25 protein-coding genes, 2 tRNA genes, 2 rRNA genes and 2 pseudogenes (1 of these 31 cut by a window edge) are annotated in these 23,369 nt (G+C 39.7%); 19 read left to right on the top strand and 12 right to left on the bottom strand.

Annotated features, from left to right (window positions below; genetic code table 11):
* Positions 1-90 precede the first annotated feature (90 nt).
* On the top strand, positions 91-564 hold the full coding sequence (gene ruvC, locus JG738_RS10180) for a crossover junction endodeoxyribonuclease RuvC (protein WP_201337773.1): 474 nt from the start codon (positions 91-93) through the stop codon (positions 562-564).
* Here the strand turns inward: ruvC and thyX are convergent.
* Positions 561-1,178: an FAD-dependent thymidylate synthase gene (thyX, locus tag JG738_RS10175; protein WP_236583166.1), complete on the bottom strand. Its 618-nt coding sequence runs from the start codon at positions 1,176-1,178 to the stop codon at positions 561-563. The two genes, ruvC and thyX, sit on opposite strands and share 4 nt — an antisense overlap.
* 19 nt (positions 1,179-1,197) lie before the next feature.
* On the opposite strand from thyX, the gene JG738_RS10170 reads away from it, so the two are divergent.
* Complete coding sequence (locus tag JG738_RS10170; protein WP_236593249.1) at positions 1,198-1,782, top strand: Uma2 family endonuclease; 585 nt, start codon at positions 1,198-1,200, stop codon at positions 1,780-1,782.
* Positions 1,769-2,869: a deoxyguanosinetriphosphate triphosphohydrolase gene (locus JG738_RS10165; protein ID WP_201337771.1), complete on the top strand. Its 1,101-nt coding sequence runs from the start codon at positions 1,769-1,771 to the stop codon at positions 2,867-2,869. Before JG738_RS10170 ends, JG738_RS10165 begins: the two co-directional genes overlap by 14 nt.
* Positions 2,870-2,892: 23 nt before the next feature.
* Here the strand turns inward: JG738_RS10165 and JG738_RS10160 are convergent, their stop codons facing one another.
* A complete protein-coding gene (locus JG738_RS10160; protein WP_201337770.1) occupies positions 2,893-4,317 on the bottom strand; it encodes a hypothetical protein in 1,425 nt (474 codons plus the stop codon).
* Positions 4,318-4,497: 180 nt separating this feature from the next.
* On the opposite strand from JG738_RS10160, the pseudogene JG738_RS10560 reads away from it, so the two are divergent.
* From JG738_RS10560 to JG738_RS10655, 3 genes and pseudogenes are all read left to right on the top strand, one after another.
* Positions 4,498-5,229, top strand: a pseudogene (locus JG738_RS10560) (transposase).
* Positions 5,222-5,575, top strand: a complete 354-nt coding sequence (locus JG738_RS10555) for a transposase (RefSeq protein WP_370583688.1) — start codon at positions 5,222-5,224, stop codon at positions 5,573-5,575. Before JG738_RS10560 ends, JG738_RS10555 begins: the two are co-directional and overlap by 8 nt.
* Positions 5,545-5,622, top strand: a pseudogene (locus JG738_RS10655) (transposase); the annotation flags it as partial. The gene JG738_RS10555 and the pseudogene JG738_RS10655, both read left to right, overlap by 31 nt.
* Positions 5,623-5,910: 288 nt before the next feature.
* Here JG738_RS10655 and JG738_RS10150 read toward each other — a convergent pair.
* The gene (locus JG738_RS10150; protein ID WP_201337769.1) at positions 5,911-6,954 is read right to left on the bottom strand and encodes a beta-propeller fold lactonase family protein; all 1,044 of its coding nucleotides are present in this window, start codon (positions 6,952-6,954) and stop codon (positions 5,911-5,913) included.
* Positions 6,955-7,141: 187 nt separating this feature from the next.
* On the opposite strand from JG738_RS10150, the gene JG738_RS10145 reads away from it, so the two are divergent.
* From JG738_RS10145 to JG738_RS10135, 3 genes are all read left to right on the top strand, one after another.
* A complete protein-coding gene (locus tag JG738_RS10145; RefSeq protein WP_201337768.1) occupies positions 7,142-7,633 on the top strand; it encodes an archaeosortase/exosortase family protein in 492 nt (163 codons plus the stop codon).
* Entirely contained in the window at positions 7,614-8,213 is a 600-nt protein-coding gene (locus JG738_RS10140; protein ID WP_201337767.1) for an exosortase H-associated membrane protein, read from the top strand. The genes JG738_RS10145 and JG738_RS10140 overlap by 20 nt, the downstream gene beginning before the upstream one ends.
* 88 nt (positions 8,214-8,301) lie before the next feature.
* Positions 8,302-9,273, top strand: coding sequence for a choice-of-anchor U domain-containing protein (locus JG738_RS10135; protein ID WP_201337766.1), 972 nt, complete (start codon positions 8,302-8,304; stop codon positions 9,271-9,273).
* 71 nt (positions 9,274-9,344) lie between these two features.
* Here the strand turns inward: JG738_RS10135 and JG738_RS10130 are convergent, their stop codons facing one another.
* The gene (locus tag JG738_RS10130; protein ID WP_201337765.1) at positions 9,345-9,968 is read right to left on the bottom strand and encodes an HAD family hydrolase; all 624 of its coding nucleotides are present in this window, start codon (positions 9,966-9,968) and stop codon (positions 9,345-9,347) included.
* A 65-nt stretch (positions 9,969-10,033) separates the two neighbouring features.
* Here JG738_RS10130 and typA point away from each other — a divergent pair, with 65 nt between their 5' ends.
* The 4 genes from typA to JG738_RS10110 are packed head-to-tail and all read left to right on the top strand — an operon-like array spanning position 10,034 to position 13,563.
* Positions 10,034-11,842 carry a translational GTPase TypA gene (gene typA, locus JG738_RS10125; RefSeq protein ID WP_201337764.1) on the top strand — a complete coding sequence of 603 codons (1,809 nt, stop codon included), beginning with the start codon at positions 10,034-10,036 and terminating at the stop codon, positions 11,840-11,842.
* Between the two features lie 9 nt (positions 11,843-11,851).
* Positions 11,852-12,796: a hypothetical protein gene (locus JG738_RS10120; protein WP_201337763.1), complete on the top strand. Its 945-nt coding sequence runs from the start codon at positions 11,852-11,854 to the stop codon at positions 12,794-12,796.
* Positions 12,786-13,385, top strand: coding sequence for an NAD(P)H-dependent oxidoreductase (locus JG738_RS10115; protein WP_201337762.1), 600 nt, complete (start codon positions 12,786-12,788; stop codon positions 13,383-13,385). The genes JG738_RS10120 and JG738_RS10115 overlap by 11 nt, the downstream gene beginning before the upstream one ends.
* A gap of 10 nt (positions 13,386-13,395) precedes the next feature.
* A complete protein-coding gene (locus tag JG738_RS10110) occupies positions 13,396-13,563 on the top strand; it encodes an HTH domain-containing protein (protein WP_201337761.1) in 168 nt (55 codons plus the stop codon).
* Between the two features lie 17 nt (positions 13,564-13,580).
* Here JG738_RS10110 and JG738_RS10105 read toward each other — a convergent pair whose 3' ends face one another.
* The 6 genes from JG738_RS10105 to secG all read right to left on the bottom strand — a co-directional run bounded on the left by JG738_RS10105 (position 13,581) and on the right by secG (position 17,798).
* Positions 13,581-14,675 (bottom strand): MFS transporter, encoded by a 1,095-nt coding sequence (locus JG738_RS10105; protein WP_201337760.1) that lies wholly within the window; start codon positions 14,673-14,675, stop codon positions 13,581-13,583.
* Positions 14,662-15,141: an RDD family protein gene (locus JG738_RS10100; protein WP_201337759.1), complete on the bottom strand. Its 480-nt coding sequence runs from the start codon at positions 15,139-15,141 to the stop codon at positions 14,662-14,664. The genes JG738_RS10105 and JG738_RS10100 overlap by 14 nt, the downstream gene beginning before the upstream one ends.
* Positions 15,141-15,758, bottom strand: coding sequence for an orotate phosphoribosyltransferase (gene pyrE, locus JG738_RS10095; RefSeq protein ID WP_370583650.1), 618 nt, complete (start codon positions 15,756-15,758; stop codon positions 15,141-15,143). Before pyrE ends, JG738_RS10100 begins: the two co-directional genes overlap by 1 nt.
* 214 nt (positions 15,759-15,972) lie before the next feature.
* Positions 15,973-16,533 (bottom strand): ribosome recycling factor, encoded by a 561-nt coding sequence (gene frr / locus JG738_RS10090; RefSeq protein WP_201337757.1) that lies wholly within the window; start codon positions 16,531-16,533, stop codon positions 15,973-15,975.
* A complete protein-coding gene (locus JG738_RS10085) occupies positions 16,520-17,485 on the bottom strand; it encodes a polysaccharide deacetylase family protein (RefSeq protein ID WP_201337756.1) in 966 nt (321 codons plus the stop codon). The genes frr and JG738_RS10085 overlap by 14 nt, the downstream gene beginning before the upstream one ends.
* Positions 17,457-17,798, bottom strand: a complete 342-nt coding sequence (gene secG / locus JG738_RS10080) for a preprotein translocase subunit SecG (RefSeq protein WP_084274931.1) — start codon at positions 17,796-17,798, stop codon at positions 17,457-17,459. The genes JG738_RS10085 and secG overlap by 29 nt, the downstream gene beginning before the upstream one ends.
* 55 nt (positions 17,799-17,853) lie before the next feature.
* Between secG and JG738_RS10075 the strand changes: the two genes are divergently transcribed.
* Together JG738_RS10075 and JG738_RS10070 are read left to right on the top strand one after the other, a co-directional pair.
* Positions 17,854-18,537: a methyltransferase domain-containing protein gene (locus JG738_RS10075; protein WP_201337755.1), complete on the top strand. Its 684-nt coding sequence runs from the start codon at positions 17,854-17,856 to the stop codon at positions 18,535-18,537.
* On the top strand, positions 18,525-18,863 hold the full coding sequence (locus tag JG738_RS10070; protein WP_236583164.1) for a hypothetical protein: 339 nt from the start codon (positions 18,525-18,527) through the stop codon (positions 18,861-18,863). Before JG738_RS10075 ends, JG738_RS10070 begins: the two co-directional genes overlap by 13 nt.
* On the opposite strand, the gene JG738_RS10065 is transcribed toward JG738_RS10070, so the two are convergent.
* Together JG738_RS10065 and JG738_RS10060 are read right to left on the bottom strand one after the other, a co-directional pair.
* Positions 18,860-19,261: a thiamine-phosphate pyrophosphorylase gene (locus JG738_RS10065; RefSeq protein WP_201337753.1), complete on the bottom strand. Its 402-nt coding sequence runs from the start codon at positions 19,259-19,261 to the stop codon at positions 18,860-18,862. The two genes, JG738_RS10070 and JG738_RS10065, sit on opposite strands and share 4 nt — an antisense overlap.
* Positions 19,251-19,961, bottom strand: coding sequence for a Bax inhibitor-1/YccA family protein (locus JG738_RS10060; protein WP_201337752.1), 711 nt, complete (start codon positions 19,959-19,961; stop codon positions 19,251-19,253). The genes JG738_RS10065 and JG738_RS10060 overlap by 11 nt, the downstream gene beginning before the upstream one ends.
* A 538-nt stretch (positions 19,962-20,499) precedes the next feature.
* Between JG738_RS10060 and JG738_RS10055 the strand changes: the two genes are divergently transcribed.
* The 4 genes from JG738_RS10055 to JG738_RS10040 form a co-directional block, all read left to right on the top strand.
* Positions 20,500-22,030, top strand: a 16S ribosomal RNA gene (locus JG738_RS10055).
* A gap of 184 nt (positions 22,031-22,214) precedes the next feature.
* Positions 22,215-22,291, top strand: a tRNA-Ile gene (locus tag JG738_RS10050).
* A gap of 93 nt (positions 22,292-22,384) precedes the next feature.
* Positions 22,385-22,460 (top strand) — tRNA-Ala (locus JG738_RS10045).
* 251 nt (positions 22,461-22,711) lie between these two features.
* Positions 22,712-23,369: ribosomal RNA gene (locus JG738_RS10040) — 23S ribosomal RNA — on the top strand; it runs 2,250 nt beyond the window's last position.
* The 16S and 23S rRNA genes sit together here with 2 tRNA genes alongside, the layout of an rRNA operon.

Raw genomic sequence — 23,369 nt, 5'->3', positions numbered from 1 at the left:
AGTTGTTCACATTGTGAATAATATGTGAATAATTTTGTGAAAAAGTGTGAATAATCCCCAAAAATAGGGATATTTGAAAAGGTGTTAGATGTGAATATTTTAGGAATAGATCCAGGAAGCCGCAATCTTGGTTATGCAATAGTTTCACTACAAAATTCACAAATGCGTTTAATAGAAGCGGGACTTATAAAGATTACTCCGCAAGATTTTCAGTATCAGCTCTCTCAAATGATTGAGGGGCTTGATATGGTTTTTCAAAGCTTTGCAATAGATGAAGTGGCTATGGAGGATATATTTTATGCTTACAATCCAAAAACTGTTTTAAAACTTGCCCAGTTCCGAGGAGCGTTAGCGCTTCGTATCATTCAGATGCATGGAAATTTTAGCGAGTATACTCCCTTACAGGTAAAGAGGGCCCTTACTGGAAAAGCAAAAGCCTCAAAAGAGCAAGTTGCTTTTATGGTAAAAAAGATTTTAGGGATAAAAAAAGAGATTAAACCGCTTGATATTACTGATGCAATGGCAGTTGCAATTACTCATGCCCAAAGAGTGCATTTGCGTTAAGAGTGGCTTATATACTCTTCAAAGAGGTATTTATGATCCTCTGGGAGTGCATCAAAAATTGCAAATGCTAATTTTCTTATCTCCCAAAGAGCTGATTTAGAGCTGCGAAGAGCGAGGAAATTTTGCAATGAACGAGCGTTAATAGTCCAGGTAAGCTCTGTTTTATAGCACTCTGGCAAGCAATATTTTGCAATATCGTTTGAGACTCCCTCTTGAAGTACTTTTTGGAGATTATTAAGCGCTTTAATACTCATACTATCTACTAGCTCATTGCCTGTGAGGACAATATATTTGCTTGCACCTTCAAAATCATTTGTCTTGAAAGGCTCGGCATTTTTGAGCTCTTTGAGGGTGTAGCGGGTAGATTTTACACTTAGACTTGCCATGCGGTGGCGGGCAAGCTCTTGCAAAAGGGCGCGGCTAATACCTTGAATATAGAAGGTGTAGACAAGATGCTCGAGTGTTGAGGCATGTTTATACTTGTTACCCACCCGATCGATAAGTTCTTGATCTTTTGGACCTCCTTCATCACTTTTATCAAAACTTTGCCAGCAAGTACGTATTGCATGGGCAGCAATTGGTAGAGGAGTATAGTGGAGCAGTGTCACCTTCATGAGTATCCTTTTGCTATAATTGAGTAAGATTATACCAAAAAGGACTACCATGACTGCTCGCTATATTCCAGAATATACCTATGAAGACTATAAGCAGTGGGAGGGGGATTGGGAGCTTATTGATGGAGTGCCAATTGCAATGACTCCTAGTCCTGTGAGTGAGCATCAGATGCTTTTAGCTCAATTAGCAAAAGAGTTTGTTGACGCACTTGAAGAGTGTGATGAATGTTTTGTATTGGTAGAAGAGGACTGGAAGATAGATGAGAAAAATGTAGTGCGTCCAGATATTAGCGTAGTATGTGGGGAACTTACCGATTTTATTCAAAAGGCTCCTTTTATTATAGTTGAAATAGTAAGTCCATCAAGTGCTACAAGAGATGAGGATATAAAATTTGCCATGTATGCCGAAGAGGGAGTGCAGTATTATATTCTTGCCTATCCAGCAGATTTCAAAGCAAAAATCTATAAACTAGAAGGTGATAAATATAAAAAAATTGGAGATTTTTTAAGCGAAAAAGCAAATCTAGAAGGTATTTGTGATGTGGAGATAGATTTTGCCAATGTTTTTAGAAAACTAAAAAAACTCAAAAATGCAGTGCACTGATCGGTTTTATCCAAGTATAAACGATTTTCGCGACTCCTTTTATCGCGATCGTGACCGTATTATCCACTCATCCTCTTTTCGCAGGCTTGAATATAAAACGCAAGTCTTTATTAATTACGTGGGAGACTATTTTCGCACTCGCCTCACACATTCGCTTGAAGTTGCACAGATTTCTAGAACCATTGCAAGGGAGTTGGGTCTTAGTGAGCCTTTGGCTGAAGCAATTGCTTTAGCACATGATCTGGGACACACTCCCTTTGGACATGTGGGAGGAGATGAGCTTGATAGACTTATTAAAGATCGCTTTAGTTCAAATGGTTTTGAGCACAATTTTCAATCCTTTCGGGTTGTGACAAAGCTTGAAAAGCGCTATAAAGATTTTGATGGGCTCAATCTCACTTTTGCAACACTCGAAGGAATTTTAAAACACTCCTATCCCTATAAAAAGCCCTTTTTAAATGAGTGGTATGATGAGGTTTTCAAATTAGATCGGCATCCAAGCTTAGAGGCGATGATCGTAGATAAAGCAGATGAGATCGCCTATATCAGCGCTGATATCGATGATGGAATTAAATATGGGCTTATAGATTTTGCAACAATCGAAGAAAATGAGCTTGTACAAGAGGTAATGCAAGAAGCACAAAAAGAAGGATACAAAAAAGAGGATAAACTCTTTCGCTATCGTTTTACATCTTTACTTATCGCAAAAATGGTGATATCACTCATCAATGAATCAAAAAAATATATTCCAAAAAGTGATAATGTGTTTTGTGCGACAATTCCAGCAAGCGAGCCTTTACCGATTCGATATCCTGCTTCTTTAGCCGCTCAGATCAAAAAACTCAAAAAAATCCTTTATGAAAAACTCTATCGCCATCCCCAGATTTTACGCAAAATGTATGCAGGGAAGCAGTGTATCGATAGCCTTTTTACTGCACTTACCCAAGAGCCAAGACTTATGCCAGATGAGTATTATGAAAGAACAAAGAAAGAGCATGTCTATCGCGTAGCAGCAGATTTTATTGCTGGTATGAGTGATCGCTATGCAATGAATATATATCATGAAATATATGGGATTAAGTTATAGAGAAGGCGCAAAGCGCCTTTTTATTAATTTCTTCTAATTTTTTTACTTCCTGCAAATCCAAAGAGAGCTATCAAAAATCCAAGAGCAAGTGGAGAGAGTGGAACGGTGACAGAAGGTTGAGGACATATGATTGTAATAGTTGCGTTTGTATTTTGGCTTTCTGCTTGTGAAGGACTAGATACATTTGTATCAAAGGTAGTTATAGTTGTTGGCTGATCGATAGATGCATTAGTATCTCGTTCAATGACATTAGTTTCATTTATCAAATTCTCACATCCAGGTATATTTCCGTTTAAATCAAGCTTCAATACTAATACATCAGATGAACCTCCCCCTGCCCCAAAAGAGAGAGTCCCACCCGTTAGGACATATCCTCTATTACTTGTCTGCTGGATAGAATGTGCTCTATCATCACTACTTCCACCATATCTTTTTTGCCATACTATGTTACCATTTTCGTTAAGCTTTATTACCCATGCATCGGTACCTCCTCCAAAAGAGTTAGTCCCACCTGCTACGATATATCCATTATCACTTGTCTGCTGGACAGAATGTGCTCTATCATCACCACTTCCACCATATCTTTTTTGCCACTCTACATTACCATTACTATCAAGCTTCAAAACCCATGCATCAGCATTTTGTGCTCCAAAAGAGTAAGTCTCACCCACTACGATATATCCATTATCACTTGTCTGTTTAACAGAATATGCCCTATCTCCACCGTTTCCATAAAATATTTTTTGCCACTGTACATTACCTCTCTCATCAAGTTTTATCACCCATATATCATCATTTCCTACTATTCCAAAAGAATAAGTATATCCTACTACAATATATCCTCTATCACTTGTTTGCTGAATGGAATAGACTATATCATCTTCACTTCCACCATACGTTTTTTGCCACTCTACATTACCATTCCTATCCAGCTTTATTACCCATGCATCAGTACTTCCTCCAAAAGAGTTAGTCTCACCTGCTACGATATATCCTCCATCATCTGTTTGTTGGACGGAATATGCCTCATCTTGATTAGATTCTCCATACGTTTTTTGCCACTCTACATTACCATTCCTATCCAGCTTTATTACCCATGCATCTCTAATTCCTCCTCCAAAAGAGTTAGTTCTTCCCGCTATGATATATCCTCTATCATCTGTTTGTTGGACGGAATTGGCATGATCCCAATTACTTTCACCATATCTTTTTTGCCACTCTACATTACCATTACTATCAAGCTTCAAAACCCATGCATCAGCATTTTGTGCTCCAAAAGAGAGAGTCCCACCCGTTAAAATATATCCTCCATCATCTGTTTGCTGGATGGAATAAGCCACATCTTCACCACTTCCTCCAAACGCTTTCGCCCACTGCTCTTGTGCAAAGACAGAAGAAGTACTTAAAAACAATACCCAAAAAAGGATTAATTGCAACGCTGTATTCATCTTTAATCCTTTCGTTTTTTTAAATTATATTAGAAGCATTTTTATTTTTTCATTAAAAACAATATAAAGTTTTATCATGATAGTGTACACTTTAGTTCGCAATTTAGCTTGAAGACTTTTTAGGGACTTTTCAAGATATCGAGAATTGAAAAGATAGAAGAGAGTTGGATAGACTTCCTGATGAGAATCAAACAAACAGGAGGAAGTCTATCCATGAGCAATAATAGCAAAAAAGAGTTAAAAATATTTAAAGAGATAATGACACAATTTGTACTTGAAGAGGATCCACTGCTTGCAATGCTGAAATGGATGATGGAGCAATTGATGAAAATTGAATCTGAAATAAAAGTTGGAGCTAAAAAAGGAGAGCATAATAGTGAGAGAAAAAGCTATTTCAGTGGATATCGGCCACGTCGGTTTGATACGAGATCAGGGACAGTGTATCTGAAAATACCCGAAATTCGTAAAAGAGGATAAATTCCTTTTTTCATCACTGAAAAGCGTCGTAGTGAACAAGCATTAATTACAATGGTAAAAGAAGCCTATGTTAATGGAGTATTAACAAGAAAGATAGAGCGCTTGGCAAAAGAGCTTGGAATCGAGAATATTAGTGCTTCGCAAGTATCACAAATTAATAAATGGCTAGATGAACAAGTTAAAGAGTTTCGAAATAGACCACTACAAAAAGAATATCCCTTCGTATGGGTTGACGCTTTGTATGAGAAAGTGAGAAACTATAAGAGACGAGTGGTTTCTTCGGCTATCATGGTTGCCTATGGCGTAACATTGGAAGGTAAGCGTGAAGTACTCTCTATTGAGCCTTTTATTAATGAATCTTATGAGACTTGGAAAAACTTCTTTGATAAATTGAAACAAAGAGGATTACAAAAAATAGCTTTACTTAATCAGTGATGCCCACCAAGGAATCCAAAAAGCTTTCAAAGAAGTTTACCTTGGTGCATCCTGGCAACGATGTAAAGTGCATTTTATGAGAAATATATTAGCACATATTCCTCACAAAAGAGAAATTTGCAGCAAAACTCAAAACTGTTTGGCTACAAGAAAACAAAAAAGATTCATTGGAATTGCACAGATGATTATTCAGGAGTTTGGCAAAAAGTTTCCTGAAGCCATTGAAACACTTCAAAATAGTTTGGAGGATTCACTGCAGTTTTATCACTTTCCCAAAATTGATTTTGTGCTTGCACTCTCTTTGAGAAAAGGAGAATTAGTTCGACCAATGTACTTGAGAGGATAAACAAGGAAATCAGAAGAAGGTCAAAGGTTGTCTCAATATTTCCATCAAAAGAGTCTTATTTAAGGCTCATTGCTACATATTTGATGGAATATACTGAAGATTGGGAAAATGAAAAAAGCTATATTCAACCTGACAAACTTCATCAGGTGATGGAAGTCTATGAGGTGCAGCTTCAAAAAGCTGCTTGATATGCAATGAAATATAACTTGATGGGAAGGAAAATTGCGAACATTTCTTGACATGATCAACAAAATACATATAAAATTTGTAGTTATTTTTTAAAGTAATTAGACTAAATAAATCCCTTTAAAGATAAAAGGCGCAAAGCGCCCTCTTTATCTCCTTTGAATTCTCCTGCTTCCTGCAAATCCAAAGAGAGCTATCAAAAATCCAAGAGCAAGTGGAGAGAGAGGGACGGTGACAGTTTGTTGCGGTTGTACTGGAGCCGGACCGATAAACTGACCAAATGCTATAGGCTTGTTTCCCACATTCACTGTAGCTGTGACACTGTTTGTAGCAGTATCGATGACGCTGACGGTATTGTCATCCCAATTTGCCACATAGACTTTGCTTCCATCGGGAGTGACGGCAACGCCTTCAGGTTTATTTCCTACATTTACCGTAGCTGTGACACTGTTTGTAGCAGTATCGATGACGCTGACGGTATTGTCATCCCAATTTGCCACATAGACTTTGCTTCCATCGGGAGCGACGGCAACGCCTCCGGGCCATCTTCCCACATTTACCGTAGCTGTGACACTGTTTGTAGCAGTATCGATGACGCTGACGGTACTGTCATCCCAATTTGCCACATAGACTTTGCTTCCATCGGGAGTGACGGCAACGCCTGTAGGTCTATTTCCCACATTCACTGTAGCTGTGACACTGTTTGTAGCAGTATCGATGACGCTGACGGTATTGTCATATTTATTTGCTACATAAACTTTGCTTCCATCGGGAGTGACGGCAACGCCTGCAGGTCTATTTCCTACATTCACCGTAGCTGTGACACTGTTTGTAGCAGTATCGATGACGCTGACGGTATTGTCATTCCAATTTGCCACATAGACTTTGCTTCCATCGGGAGTGACGGCAACGCCTGCAGGTCTATTTCCTACATTCACCGTAGCTGTGACACTGTTTGTAGCAGTATCGATGACGCTGACGGTATTGTCATTCCAATTTGCCACATAGACTTTGCTTCCATCGGGAGTGACGGCAACGCCTTGAGGGAGTCTTCCTACATTCACCGTAGCTGTGACACTGTTTGTGGCGGTATCGATGACACTGACGGTATCGTCATCTGAATTTGTGATATAGGCAAAGGGAGCGGCATAGGTAATAAGGAGTGTAAAGAGAAAGAGGAGCAATGCTCTCATGAATTTATCCTTTTTGAGATTCATATTTAATTAAAAGTTTACTAACCTTGTTTCTTGATGTTATAAAATTATTTCTTAATATATTATAAAATTTGCACCGCCAGTTGAACTTTTTACGTCGATAAATAGCTATTGGATTTATCATAAACTTAGTTTTTCTTTGATACATTTAGTTTAAAGGAAAATGATGAAAAAGTTTGTAGCTCTATATATACTCTATCTTGCGATCGCTTTTTTCCTTGTCGATTTTGCACCTATGAGAGAAGCTTTGCATATAGAGTCTTTTTATAACAATTTCATAGCTTCTATTTCAGCCTTTTTTATTCAAATGCTTGGCATTGCGGTTACTGCCAAAAATGATATGCTGCATCTACCTCATGCGGATATGATCATCAAGTTTGGCTGTAATGGTCTTGAGGCGGTGCTTATCTATCTTGCCGGAGTTTTTGCATATCCGGCAAAACTGAAATCAAAGATTATTTATGGAGTTTTTGGGACGATTATATTAGAAGTGATCAATATCGCTCGCATAGCATTGCTTGCCTGGACGATAGAGCACTATCCAAAATATTTTGAATTGATGCATACTTATGTTACCCAAAGCATTATGATAGTACTTGCATTTTTGGCTTTTCTTTTTTACTTGCAAAGGGTAAGTGATGAAAAGACATCTGCTTAAACTCTTTATGCTCTTTTTGCTTCTGCTTTTTCCTACGATTTTGGGATGGAGCTATATCAAAAACTACTACAACTTCTTTGTCTCCAACACATCATTTGGTATTACTGCAAAATATTACGATCTTGCTATACAAAAAACAGATACAAAAGGAAAAGAGATCATCTTTAGCATAAAAAATGCTACTCCAATGAAAGATATAAAGGGAAAGAGCCACGACTTTACAATGGATCTTAGTTTGGATATGGAGGCAGTAACCTTCAATGTTCCATTAACTCTTTCACTGCTTTTGGCAATTGTTTTAGCATTTAAGATACCTCTTAAAAAAAGATGGGAGATACTTTATACAGGAGTGCTGCTACTTTTTATGCTTCACTTTTTTTCTATGCTGCTTTTCTCTTTTTGTACGATAGCTCCTGTTGCCAATATAAATCCCTATGTGCACTTCTATCTTGCAAGACACTATTTGGCTGGAGATGCCCTCTGTGCCATCAAGAATTTTTTCATCAATTATGCTGCAAGATTTGAGCCATTTTTGATTGGTGTCTATGGGTGGTGGGAGGCAAGAAGAAGTAAATATTGAAGTAAATATTAAAGCATAAATTATTTTTAATGAATTTTATGCTATCATTTTTTTAAATTTTATCTTAATTAAAGTTGAAGGATTAAGCATGAAAAGATTGCATCATGTAATATGGTTATTATTATTCCTTTCTGTTCTTGTATTTGCAGCGGGGAAACCTATTGTTGATATTAATGTGAAGAAGTATATTACTCCTTCGGCTTATAAGGTTCAATTGAATAACTGTTATCCCATTTCAGCTTTACCAAATATTTTATCTGCTGTATGGGGAGCAGGTGTTGAATACGAAGTTCAAGAAGTCAACGCATCGGGAGACGGTGTTTTGGAAGGTGCACCAGAGTATAATGTAAGATTTTGCAAACCTGCAGACAGATGTAATGGGCATATTCATAGGGAATCATTATCGGAAGCCACCGAAGAAGATGAAGATTTTATCATTCATTATCATCTTACGCTTATAGAAGATTATAACTTCTATTGGCAAGATGATGATAATACGACTGAAGATCAAACTGTAGATATAAACCGTAATGGAATACAAGATGATTGTGAGAATAATGTAGCTACGCCCCAAGGAGGAGATTATCTCATAGGAGTGGTTACCGATGAAACTAATAAGCTCTATCATGTTGTAAAGGATGAGACTTCTAAAACTGTTACTACGCAAGATGGTGAGCAGATAGAGCTTCCGTATGGAACGGTAAGTTTCGACATTAACGTAAGTAATGCTGGAGATAGTGCAACTGTGCATATTTACTATCCTTATAATCCAAATATAGTAGGATATGCCAAAGAGATAAATGGTAATTGGGTAAAAATTGATTCAACCGTACAGCATGACCAAGCACATAATCAGACAATTGTGAGTTTTACTCTCACTGATGGTGGGGCTTTAGATGGTGATGGTATCGCAAATAAAGTGATCAAAGATCCAGGAGGAGGATACATTGGCCAAGGGCAACCACAAGCATCTGTTACTGTTCCCCTTTCACCATTAGCTCTTGGATTTTTAATAGCTCTTTTTGGATTTGCAGGTAGTAGGGGAATTCAAAGGAGATAAAGAGAGGCGCTCTTGCGCCTTGAAAAAATTATATATGTGAAATAGTAAATGCTAATTTAAAATTAATAGAATTAAGCTTTAAGAGATAATAATATCTCTTTTAACTCCTCCACACTTTTAATAGCATCTTCATACTCACTCCATCCCCAGTTAACTTTCAAAAAGCCAATACCGGCTGCACATGCAGCCTCTTCGTCAGTCTTTCCATCTCCTATGAGGAGGATCTCATCTTTTTTACATCCAAAGTAATCGATGATTTTAAAAATCATATCGGGAGCCGGTTTAGGATGGGGAACCTCATCGCCACAGACGATGATCTCGAAATATTCATAGATACCAAGATTTTTCAAAATAAGCTCGGCGCTCACGCGATAAGCATTTGTGGCGAGGAAGAGGCGAAAGTAGGGTTTTATCTCTTCAAGAAGCTCCTTTACCCCTGTATATAACACAGTCTCTTTATGGTGATTGTTGGCATAGTACTCTCTAAACCACTCTACATGTTTTGGTTCATACTCTTCTACACCATAAAAAAATTTTGGTCTGTGGATAGAGGTATCATTAACCGCTTCTAGGATTACTTTTTTATCCATTGGCGGAAGTCCAAGCTTGCTGCGCACATAATTAATAGAGTTTGAGATGATTGCAGAGCTGTCAATGAGTGTGCCATCCATATCAAAAATCAAGTAATTAATCATTTAATCTCTCCTTTTGCAAAAGGGTAGTAAAATAAGATAAATTTTAGATTAAAAAGAGGAAATGGATGCAAAATATTCGCAATATTGCAGTTATAGCACACGTTGATCATGGAAAAACTACCCTTGTAGATGAACTTTTAAAACAATCAGGAACTATTGAAGCGCACAAAGAGCTTGCTGAGCGAGCGATGGATAGCAACGATTTAGAAAGAGAGCGGGGAATTACGATCCTCTCAAAAAATACAGCGATCCGCTATGGCGATTTTAAAATCAATATTATCGATACCCCAGGACACGCCGATTTTGGTGGTGAAGTAGAGCGGGTGCTTAAGATGGTGGATGGAGTTTTACTCCTTGTTGATGCTCAAGAAGGGGTAATGCCTCAAACAAAATTTGTGGTCAAAAAAGCGATTAGCTTGGGGCTTAAGCCGATAGTTGTTATCAATAAAATTGATAAACCAGCAGCAGAGCCAGAGCGGGTGGTAGATGAGATTTTTGATCTCTTTGTAGCGATGGATGCTAGTGAAGATCAGCTCGATTTTCCTATTCTTTATGCAGCTGCAAGAGATGGCTATGCTAAATGGAATTTAGAGGATGAAAACAAAGATATTACTCCCATTTTTGAAGCTATTATTGAGCATGTTCCAGCTCCAAGTGGTAGTGCTAATAATCCAGCACAGATGCAAGTATTTACACTCGATTATGATAACTATGTAGGACGTATAGGAATTGCGAGGATCTTTAATGGCCGCATTAAGCGAGGGGATGAGCTTTTGCTAGTCAAAGCAAATGGCGAAGAGAAAAAAGGGCGCATTAGCAAACTCATAGGCTTTTTGGGACTCAATAGATTAGAAATTGATGAAGCTGAAGCTGGCGATATTGTAGCAGTTGCAGGATTTGAAGATATCGATGTTGGTGATAGCCTCGTTGATCCAGCAAATCCTATGCCGCTTGATCCCCTCCATATCGAAGAGCCAACTCTGAGCGTCTTTTTTAGCGTCAACGATTCACCTCTTGCTGGGCGCGAAGGTAAGCATGTCACATCCAATAAGCTCAAAGATCGTCTCTTTAAAGAGATGGAGACAAATATTGCTATGCGAGTAGAAGAGGTGGGCGAAGGGCGCTTTAAAGTAAGCGGACGTGGAGAGCTGCAAATCACAATCTTAGCTGAAAATATGCGAAGAGAGGGGTATGAATTTAGCATCTCTCGTCCTGAAGTGATTATCAAAGAGGAAAATGGTGTGAAGTTAGAGCCATTTGAGTATCTTGTGATTGATACGCCAGAAGATTATAGCGGGACTGTTATTGATAAGCTTGGGCGCCGCAAAGCTGTGATGAAATCGATGACACCTATGGATGAGGGGAGTGTGAGGATTGAGTTTGAGATCCCAGCACGGGGACTTATTGGATTTCGCAGTGAGTTTTTGACTGATACGAAGGGTGAAGGAGTAATGAACCATTCATTTTTAGATTTTCGCCCCTTTGTAGGGGAGGTGGAGCATCGCAAAAATGGAGCTCTCATCTCTATGGAGAATGGCAAAGCTTTAGCTTACGCTCTTTTTAACCTCCAAGAGCGTGGAGTGCTCTTCATAGAGCCTGGAACTGAAGTTTATGTGGGGATGATTATTGGAGAGCATTCACGCCCCAATGATCTAGAAGTAAATCCTATCAAAGGAAAAAACCTCACCAATGTGCGTGCAGCAGGAAGTGATGAGGCAATCAAGCTTACTCCACCACGCAAGATGACACTCGAGCGAGCGTTAGAGTGGATAGAAGAGGATGAGCTTGTAGAGGTGACGCCAAAGTCCATTCGACTGAGAAAACGCTATCTTGATCCGCATGTAAGAAAAAGGATGGCAAAACAAAAGAAATAGGAGAGCATCATGAGTAAATTGCAGCAGATCCAATCTATCACACAAAAGGCAAGGGAGTTAGTAGAGGAGTTTGAAAGAGAGTTAAATGAAAACATTCAGGAGTTTAATGCAACGTTAGCTGAATTTAAAAGCCTAAGAGATACTATTGCCCTTTCTCATCTTGAAGAGATGAAAGAGGCATTGAGTGAGATTAAAAATATTCCCCAGATTGCTTCTACTCCGATTATTGAGTGTGAAGATGAAGAGAGAATCGTAAAAGAGATAGAGCCACTAAAGCCTTTTGAAATTAAAGAGCCGCGTTCAGGCACATTGGGGGCAAAATTTTGGGGAGTGCTCACAGCACTTATAGTATTTTTTGGTTTTGGAGCAGTGGGTGCATATTTTAAAAAGCTCAATTTTGATCCTAATATGATAGATTTGAAATTTTTTGAGCAAGCTTACGGATTTTATAGCGATCTCTTCACAGGTACAAGCGGTGCAGCGCCAGCTTTGGGAATTGCATTTAGCGTTCTCGTAGCTTTCATATTTGGATATCTTGTCTACTACCTCAAGATGCATGCAGCAGCTTCGAGCAACTTAGAAAGAGCAAAGGCACTCTTTGAATCAGCTAAAGAGTATGTGAAGCAGCAGCAACCTCTCTTGGCAAAGGTACGCAATCTCAAAGAGTCTCTCAAAAAAGCAATCTTTGCAACAAAAGCTTCAAAACTTTTTGCTGATGAGATGAGTGCAAAGGTTGAGCGCATCAAATTTTTTGAAGGAGATGATTTTAATAACTATGTGCAAAATTCAAAGAGAGATATTGAAGATCTTTTGATTCTCAATGACAAACTCATAGCAGTTGTTCATACAGAGATCTTTGCAGAGGATGAGGATCTTGCGCGTGAGGTGAAGCAGTTTTTTGATGAAATAAAAGAGATTGTAGAGAAAATAAAGGGACGTGTCTATGGAGGATAAATTTCTTGCTGCAATGCAGCGACGATTTGCATGCAAGAGATTTCTTCAAAAGAGTATCCCGCAAGAGGATTTTGATGTCATATTAGAGTATGCAAGGCTCAGTCCAAGCTCTTTTGGGATGGAGCCTTGGAGACTTCTAGTAATAACAGATCAAAAGATAAAAGAGGAGTTACAACCTCTTTGCTGGAATCAAAAGCAAATAACTACATGTAGCCATTTGGTTGTTATAAAAGCTGATAGAGCAGTTGTGCAAGACAAGGAGTATATAGCAAAGATGTTTGCTAGGCGTGGCCTTAGCCCTGAGGCTACGAGGGCTTATATTGATCGCTACTTTGCATTTTTGCAAAAGCAAGATATCGATTGTTGGGTGCAAAAGCAGTGCTATATAGCAGCTGCGAATATGATGACAGGAGCTGCATATAGAGGGATTGATAGCTGCCCTATTGAAGGATTTGAAAAAGAAAAAGTAGAAGAGTATTTGCAGCCGCATAATCAAAGTGTAGCGCTTATGGTGGCTTTTGGATATTGTGCTATGGAGCGACCACCAAAAAAGAGACTGCAAAGAGATGAGATAGTAGAATTTCGCTAAAGGAGGAAACATGGAAGAGAAAGTTTTAGAGCTCATTAAAGATAAAGCTATGAAAGCTGGTGAAATTGCAGAGGCTTTAGGAGTAGAAAAGAAAGAGATTGATAAAATCATCAAAAAACTCAAAGCCGAAGGAAAAATCGAATCTCCAAAACGCTGCTACTACCAAGCAAAAGCGTAAATTTTAAAGTGGCCAATTTATTGGCTGCTATGGTTTTTGTATTCAAAAAAGAGCATAAAGCTTGCAAAAAGTGCAACTATCGCAGCATACATAAAAAGATGCTCTCCATATACTGCACCTGCGAGGAGACTTCCGACCATACCTCCCAGTCCAAAGCTTATACCTCCAAAAAACTGCTGCGCGAGTGTTTTGTTTTTGTAGAGAAAAAAGAGATGACTAATTGCAGCTGTGTAATAGAGTGCGAAGCTAAAAGCATGGAGCGATTGGGCAAAGTAGAGCAGTGGTAAATTTGTAGGGAAAAAGTGAAGTATTAGCCATCGCCCAGCAGTAATGAAGCTACATAATTGTAAAAGTTTTAAGAGATTTTTTTTAAGGAGAGGCCCTTGAAAATAGAGCATGAAAATTTCAGCAATAACACCAAATGTCCAAAGGTAGCTAATAGTAGTATAGTTTAGCCCATGCTCTTTTTCATAAATTGTAAAAAAGTTATAAAATGGTCCAAAGCTCACTTGCATGAAAAAAATATTTGCCCATAGTGGCCAGTGAGCAAGGAGTGAAAAACGCTCTTTTATGGGTGTTTTGCTTTTTGTGGGATCTTCTTTTGCAAGAGGAAAGCCAAAAAGAGCTGTGAAGCAGATTGCACCAAATAAAAACCAAAGCGCAATTTTTGGAGTATGCATAAATTTTGCAAGTACTAATGCTATAACAATAAAACCAATCGATCCAAATAGCCGGCTTTTGCCGTACCGCTCTTTACCAATATGGGCTAAAGCAATTGTCTCTACAAAGGGGAGAGTAAGTGCAAAAGAGATTCCAAGAAGTGTATTTGGAATGGTAAAGAGATAGAAATTATCAATTGTAAAAAAGAATAAAATTCCAGCAATGAGTGCTAAAAAAAGTGCAAATTTATAGATTTTTGGTGTAAGTTGCCACTTTTTAAGGAAAAAAAATGGAGTGATAAAGCGTGTAAGGGGCGAAATGGCAAAAATAGTTCCGATTTGGAGTGATGTATAGCCTACAATATCGAGAACCTTTGGAAGATAGATCACATAGACGCCAATAATGGCAAAGAAAAAGAAATAAAATGCACTAATAAGACTAAATATCTGCAACCTTCACAAGCCTTGTAAATGATATGAGATCGTGAAGTGTCTGTTTATCTTTACGAAAGAGGGCAATAGCAACTCCAATAACAGAAAGAATAGAAATTGGCATAAAAATATAGCGTAGGAGTGATTGGAAAAAGTTTGGAAGTCTATTGGGATCGTTAAAGCGAGTGATTTTAATATTATACGCTTTCATACCTGGAGTCTGCCCCTTAATACTCCAAAGAAGTGTGACGATGAGCATGTGAGGAATAATGATATAGAGCCATCCTTGTGCCATATGATCGCGAAAACCCTCTCTACTTCCCATTATGAAATAAATCACAATATAGATAATTGGCATAGTTATCATAAATGTATCTGTTAAAAAAGCTTTGAGCCTATCGGCTATGGGAGCTGGCGTAAAAGCTGTTTGAGGCTCATTGTGCTGTTGTGCAATTTTACCTTTTTTGATATCACGCCAGCGAGCCATCAATTGCCTCTGCTGCCAGGTTTTATAGGAGTTGAGCCCTGCTTACAGAGTGGACACTCTTGTGGCTCATACAGTGGAAAAGTAAAATCTGCAAGTGCAAAAAGTGGTTTGTCGTTAGGGAGCTTACACTCTGGCTGCGATTTTTCTAGTCCACCCTCTCTTTTGCATACGCCTCTATTTGCTAAGGCAGCAAATCCTACTATTTCTGCACCTCTTTTTTGAATCTCTTGGGCAGCTTCCATAGCGGAACCACCAGTAGTGATAATGTCTTCGCAGATGAGTACCTTTTCACCTGGATGTACACTAAAGCCTCTGCGCAGTGTCATCTTTCCATCTTTGCGCTCGGTAAAAATAAAGCGCACACCAAGGGCACGTGCCAGCTCATATCCCGCCAAAAGCCCTCCGATTGCTGGAGAGCAGACAGTATCTATTTTTATGCCAGCATCTTGAATCTGCTTTGCTAGCTCTTTGGCTAATATCTCAGCTCTTTTAGGATCTTCTAATACTTTTGCACTTTGAAGATAATTGGTGCTGTGTTTACCAGAAGAGAGCAGAAAATGCCCCTCTAGGAGAGCCCCAGCATCTTTGTAGATCTTTTCAATGTCTAGCATTTTCATCCTTAGTAAAATTCCTCATCAAAATACTTTTCAACCTAGGTTTACTACCTAACCAAAAACTTGCTTCGCTTTGCTCAGCTTCGTTTTTTTCAAGGTAACCCAGCTGTTCATATGCTCATCACTAAATTAAAATTTAGGATTCGCATATATTCACAGCTTTTGCTAAGGTACGCAAGCAAAGCAGTTTGCTTGCTCAGCTGAAAGCTGACCTTAGCTACACCTTCATGATCTCTTGCTCTTTTTGTTTGACAAGCTCATCTACTTTTTTGACAAACTCATCTGTGATTTTTTGTACCTCTTCAAGAGCTCTCTTCTCTTCATCTTCTGTAATCGCTTTATCTTTGAAGAGTTTTTTTATCTTATCGTTTGCCTCGCGTCTTACATTGCGGATTGCAATCTTTGCTTTTTCGCCAAACTGCTTTGCTTTTTTCGCTTCAGCTTCTCTTTGCTCTACTGTCATTGGTGGAAAGAAAAGTTTGATCTGTTCTCCGTCATTATTGGGATTAACACCGATATTTGCCTCTTGTATAGCTCGCTCGATTTCTCCAAGTAAGGATTTATCCCAAGGGGAGATTACGATTGTTGTGGCATCAGCAGCAACTACACTTGCAGCTTGATTGAGAGGAGTTGGGGCTCCGTAGTAATCAACTTTAATATTTTCTACAACCGCAGTAGTAACGCGCCCTGTACGCAAAGTATTGAAGTCTTTTTTCAGTACCTCAAGACTTTTTTGCATATGATCTTTGGCAAATTCATACACTTCATTCAGTTCCATATCGACTCCTTACTAAAATTTTTGTATTAATTTTACTATGTTTTACCTTTATAATTACCCTTACGCGATCTCTTTTGAGTTTGTAACCAAGGTATTCATTAACAATACCATTTTTTATTTTTACACGTTTCCAACCATAATCTGTCACATAGAGCCATCCAGTGGTATATTGTGGAGACACTTTTATTTTTACATTTTCTAAAATACCGGTGCGAGGATAATGTATGGGTGCAAGCCATTGTGCGTTGAGATGCTGAATGTGAAGCTGCTTTGCAATGTTACTTTTACCTACAAGTGCTATACGATCAAGATCATAAACATCTGATGTTTTGCTAATAGCTCCTATGTTTTGATTACAAATTGTACTAAATCCAAAACTTTTGATAATCTTTTTGACTCTCTCATCATACTCTCCATAGGGGTAAGCATACGATTTTGGTTGTAGCGCAAGATGTTTTTGTAAAAGTTGCAGTCCTTGCTGTGTATCTTTTTGGATCTGTTCATTTGAGAGATTAACAAGATGTGGATGAGCGTGGGAGTGCAGACCAATTTCACCAAACCGTTTGATGAGACGTAAATCTTCCCAGTGCAAAAAGTCTCCATACCCGTTTTCAATGGGCTTAGTAGCTATAAAAATAGTAAATGGGTATTTGAATTTGCGAAAAAGAGGGAGAGCTTTTAAAAAACTTTTATAGCCATCATCGATAGTGAGTACTATCCATTTATCATCGATTTTTTCTCTGTTTTTGAGTGCATCTACAAGCTGCTGTAAAGGAATAACTTTATAGTGATGCTCTTTGAGATATGTAAAATCCTTTTTTAGTTGCTCTAAAGATGTATTGGTAGCAGGATAGCGTGGATCCCCAAAACGGTGATAGACAAAAATATGCGCATCGCCAAAGAGGCTGAGCGCAAAAAAGAGACTACTTCGTAGAAGGAGCTTGTGGAACATCTGTTTTTGGTGCAGGAGTAGGTGCTGGAACTGTAGGAATTGGTGATGTTTTTTCTGTTTTAATTTTATCTACTACAGATTTATTGTACTCTTTGTTATACATATAGCCTAGCAAAATAGTATTGAGCACAAAAACCGTAGCTAAGAAAAATGTAGCTCTTGCTAAAAATCCTTGTGGTCCTTTTGCACCAAATACCGATTCATTGCTTCCACTGTATGCCCCAAGCCCAATTGAAGAGCTTTTTTGTAGTAAAATAATAATAGTTAAAATAACCGCCAAAACGATCTGTAAAATAAATAGGATCTTTATCATCTGGTTCCTTTGCAAAAATTTTGCCCAATTATATCGAATGTAAGGTAAATATATATTGAAACATATTAAAGAGTTTGATAGATTTGCTTCTGCCTACCAACGGCAAAAAATTATTCAAACAAAAGTAGCAAAATATTTAGTTGAAAACTCTCCTTTTCAAGGTAGATATATTTTAGATCTAGGTGCAGGAAGTGGAGAGGTATATAGCGCTATTACATGGGATTTTGAGAAATTTTATGCCCTTGATCTCTCTGCAAAAATGCTTTCGTTTCATCCTACTACAAAGGTAGAGAAGATCTATTGCAGTTTTGATAGCAATCTTTGTTGGCAAAAGCTACAAAAAAGAAAAATCGACCAAGTTTTTGCCTCATCCTCATTGCAATGGAGCAAAGATCTTGATGCTGTTTTTATGCATCTGCAAAATTTTTCTCATGTATCAGCAGCTCTTTTTACAAATAATACTTTTCGCTCGATTCATGAAAAGTTAGATATCAAATCTCCAATACGTCCAGCCAAAGAGGTTTTGGACATTGCAAAAAAATATTTTATGGTAAACTATGAGATACGGGAGTATAAACTCTTTTTTCCAGATATAAAGAGCGCTTTTTCTTATATCAAAAAAAGTGGTGTAAGTAGTGGAGAAAAGAGAGCTTCAGTAGCAAGTCTGAGGCAATTTATGCGAACATTTAATAAAAATTATCTTGAATTTGAAGTGATATTTCTATGGTGCGAAAAATAGTACTCATCCTTTTCCCTCTATTGATTGCTGCAGATATTGTCTGTCAGCAAGAGAATGAAAGAATAACATGTACATATTTTATTCAAAGATCTGATAATGCTCATGGATTAACGGTTGAGTTTCACTGGTACTCTCCTAAAGGGGATGATGATCGTATTAAAAAATTTAAAGTGCCTCCATTTTATGGCTCAGTATATGATTATCGCTTTGTGCCCGGAAGAGAAGAGGGGAGATGGAGGGTGGTAGTAAGAGAACTTGAAACAAACAAGAGTGCAACTACTTTTTTTGATTTAAATGGAAGTAGTGAAGAGTTTTTTGCAGATTAAAGCTCTTTTTCTATATCGTAGAGTTCATAGCGAATAGTTTTAAAAAGTTCTGCATAATTTGGATCAATGAGCTTCAAAGCTTCTTCCAATACCCGTGCAGACTCTTGCGCTCGCTTCATATTGGCTTTTATAATCTCTTCAATAGTTTCTCTTTGCATTTCACTTTTTGTGCTTTTTTTGAGAACATCATTGCGTATATCTCGGTATTGAAGTAGTAACGGATCATCAAATCGTATTTGATGGCGAATTTTTTTAAGTCTCGATGCTATTTCTTTATTATCGTAGATATAGCGTACAACATCTTCGGCTACGCGAATGCCTTCGCGTAGCCTGTTGATATTAGCATCAATGAGTCTATAGAGTTTAGGAACATTTGATGGAGCTGTATCACTCTTCATTACCAAAAATTCCTAAAAGTTGTAAAATTGAGATAAAGAGGTTAAGTACATCAAGATAGAGTGCAATTGCAGCCTCTACTGGACTTGCAAAGTTGCCTCTAATAATGTTTTGTGTATCAAAGAGAATAAATGCACTAAATAAAATTGCGCCAATTGCTGCAATTGCTGTTTGCAAAAGAGGGCTTCCAACAAAAATATTGATGAGTCCAGCAACTACCAGAATAATCAATGTAACAAAAAGGAATTTTCCCATGAAAGTAAAGTCTCTTTTTGTATTTATTGCAAAGAGACTGGTACCACCAAAAGCAACTCCTGTAAGAAGCAGTGCATTTGTAATGATTGATGCCCCAGCTGGAAGAGCTAATATTGCGCTAAGAAGTGGTGTAAGTGTCAAACCTGTCATAAATGTAAAGACAAAAAGCATTAAAAGATTGATACCAGGTTTATTTTTAGTAAAGTAGATACCAAAAAGAGCTGCAAATTCTAAAATTACCAATCCCCAATACCAAGACGCAATGACTGGTGCCATCTGCATACCTATATATGCACCGGCAGTTGCTGCAATAAGACTTGCTGCAAAGAGTTGATATGTCATTTTTATAAATGTGGCTATATTATACTTTTTTTCCTCTGTTGTTTTGGTTTTCTGAGAAGCTATACGCTCTTTCATCTGTAAAATATCGTTATCGTAAGTTTTCATATTTTTCCTCCTGTTGTTATTAGTTTTTGCGATACTATAATAGATATAAGAAAACCTGTCAAGCATAATGATACAGAAGAATGATAAATTATTCCTATATAAACTATCTTAAATCACTTGTTTCATTATAGAAAAATTTTTATGGCTTAAATGCAATTATGTGTATTGGACTTATACAACAGCTTGACAAAACCACTAGATTAAAATATAATTGCGGCTCCAAACGCGAGAGAGGTCTTTGGGGAGACCAGAGCGAGAGGGGAAAGTTGAGTGGCTCTTGACAAAGAGCTGAAAGTTTGGCATAATTTCAGTCCTCAAAAAAGAGGGGGGTTGAGAGAAATCTTAAGAGAGATTTCGAAGAGCTCTTGACAAAAATCAAGAGATTGAGTAAAATAACGCCCCTTGAAAAAGAGTTCGAATCACTTATCTTGAGTGAAGATGAGTGAGAGAGTTCTTGTGAATTTGAGATCTTTGACAACTAGACAGAGACGAGTCCTTTGAGTTTTAAAAGAGGATTTTAAAACTTCATAAATAGATATTTATGGAGAGTTTGATCCTGGCTCAGAGTGAACGCTGGCGGCGTGCTTAACACATGCAAGTCGAGCGAGAACGGCTCTATCCTTCGGGATAGAGTGTCAGCTAAGCGGCGCACGGGTGAGTAACACGTAGCTAACCTGCCCCATAGTGGGGGATAACAGCCCGAAAGGGCTGCTAATACCCTATACTCCTTCCATGCGAAAGTATGGTTGTGGAAAGCGTTAGCGCTATGGGATGGGGCTGCGGCCTATCAGCTAGTTGGTAGGGTAAAGGCCTACCAAGGCAATGACGGGTAGCTGGTCTGAGAGGATGGTCAGCCACACTGGAACTGAGACACGGTCCAGACTCCTACGGGAGGCAGCAGTGGGGAATATTGCACAATGGGGGAAACCCTGATGCAGCAACGCCGCGTGGAGGATGACGCCCTTCGGGGTGTAAACTCCTTTTGACAGGGAAGAAGATGACGGTACCTGTCGAATAAGCACCGGCTAACTCCGTGCCAGCAGCCGCGGTAATACGGAGGGTGCAAGCGTTACTCGGAATCACTGGGCGTAAAGGGCGCGTAGGCGGTCTGCTAAGTTGGATGTGAAAGCCCACAGCTTAACTGTGGAACTGCGTCCAAAACTGGTAGACTAGAGTCCGGAAGAGGCAGGTGGAATTGGTGGTGTAGGGGTAAAATCCGTAGAGATCACCAGGAATACCCATTGCGAAGGCGACCTGCTGGGACGGTACTGACGCTGAGGCGCGAAAGCGTGGGGAGCAAACAGGATTAGATACCCTGGTAGTCCACGCCCTAAACGATGGATGCTAGTCGTTGGGGTGCTAGTCACCTCAGTGATGCAGCTAACGCAATAAGCATCCCGCCTGGGGAGTACGGCCGCAAGGCTAAAACTCAAAGGAATAGACGGGGACCCGCACAAGCGGTGGAGCATGTGGTTTAATTCGAAGATACGCGAAGAACCTTACCTGGGCTTGACATCCCGAGAACCCTCTAGAGATAGAGGGGTGCCCCCTTTTGGGGGAGCTCGGTGACAGGTGCTGCACGGCTGTCGTCAGCTCGTGTCGTGAGATGTTGGGTTAAGTCCCGCAACGAGCGCAACCCTCGTCCTTAGTTGCCAGCACTTCGGGTGGGCACTCTAAGGAGACTGCCCGGGTAACCGGGAGGAAGGTGAGGATGACGTCAAGTCATCATGGCCCTTATGCCCAGGGCGACACACGTGCTACAATGGCGCGTACAGAGAGAGGCAATACCGCGAGGTGGAGCAAATCTCTAAAGCGCGTCCCAGTTCGGATTGCAGTCTGCAACTCGACTGCATGAAGTCGGAATCGCTAGTAATCGCGGATCAGCCATGCCGCGGTGAATACGTTCCCGGGTCTTGTACTCACCGCCCGTCACACCATGGGAGTTGAGCTCACCCGAAGCCGGGGGACCGACCCGTAAGGGGGGACCCCTGTCGACGGTGGGCTCAGCGACTGGGGTGAAGTCGTAACAAGGTAACCGTAGGAGAACCTGCGGTTGGATCACCTCCTTTCTAGAGTGATGATCCAAAGATTCGTTTCTTTGGATGGAAGAGTCAATAAGTACTCACACTTATTGGCTCAGGGGGCTCGTTCTCTGTCTAGTTGTGAGAGATCAAAGATGTTCTTTGAAAAAAAGGAAAAGTGGAGTCAGTAAGAGCTAAGAGGAGCCCTTATCAGGGGCGGAGCTTTAATAATGGGCCTGTAGCTCAGGTGGTTAGAGCGCACCCCTGATAAGGGTGAGGTCAGAGGTTCAAGTCCTCTCAGGCCCACCATGTTGAGAGAGTCTTGCATAAACTCTTTCACTCACGTACTACAAGGTACGCTACGTAAAAGAGTATGCACAATTCACTACTCAACAATGATATGGGGTCTTAGCTCAGCTGGGAGAGCGCCTGCCTTGCACGCAGGAGGTCACCGGTTCGATCCCGGTAGACTCCACCAAGATGGAAATTGGACATGAGACATTTGACATTGGAAATGAGAGTAAAGAAAAAGTATCTTATCTCCAATGTCCAATTACCAATGTCCAATGTCAAAGTCTAAATAAAATCTTCGGTGGAAGATTTTATTTAGACTTTAGGTCTATGTTATTTGACAACTCATTGTTCGTAGTAAAAGAGGTAAAAACAATAGGCAAGCTGTTTTACTTGACTAAGGTAGTTGAGTAAGGCGGCGGTGCGTCTTAGAAGTAGGTGTAAGCTACAAAGGGCGTACGGTGGATGCCTAGGGTGATGGAGGCGATGAAGGACGTGCTAGGCTGCGAAAAGCCTCGGGGAGCTGCCAAGAAGCGTTGATCCGGGGATTTCCGAATGGGGCAACCCGGCCAGTAGTAATACTGGTCACCTGACTATGTCAGGGGCGAACCCGGGGAAGTGAAACATCTCAGTACCCGGAGGAAAAGAAATCAACCGAGATTCTCCTAGTAGCGGCGAGCGAACGGGGAGTAGCCCGTCTCTGTGTAGCCTACATTATAGTCGAATTACCTGGAAAGGTAAGCCATAGAAGGTGATAGCCCTGTAGACGAAATAGTGTAGGTGGGACTAGGCAGAGACCTTGCGAGTAGGTCGGGACACGTGTTATCCTGACTGAAGATGGGGGGACCACCCTCCAAGGCTAAATACTACCATCACACCGATAGTGCACAAGTACCGTGAGGGAAAGGTGAAAAGAACCCCAGTGAGGGGAGTGAAATAGAACCTGAAACCGTATGCCTACAATCATTCGGAGCCCTATGAGCTTCGGCTCAGGGTGACGGACTGCCTTTTGCATAATGAGCCTGCGAGTTGTGGTCAGTGGCGAGGTTAAGCACACGCGAAGCCGTAGCGAAAGCGAGTCTGAATAGGGCGATTG

The organism is Nitratiruptor sp. YY08-26, from assembly GCF_016593215.1.
Taxonomy (GTDB): Bacteria; Campylobacterota; Campylobacteria; order Campylobacterales; family Nitratiruptoraceae; genus Nitratiruptor; species Nitratiruptor tergarcus.
The sequence above is the reverse complement of the archived record's forward strand: the minus strand, read 5'-3'. Positions and strand labels throughout refer to the sequence as shown.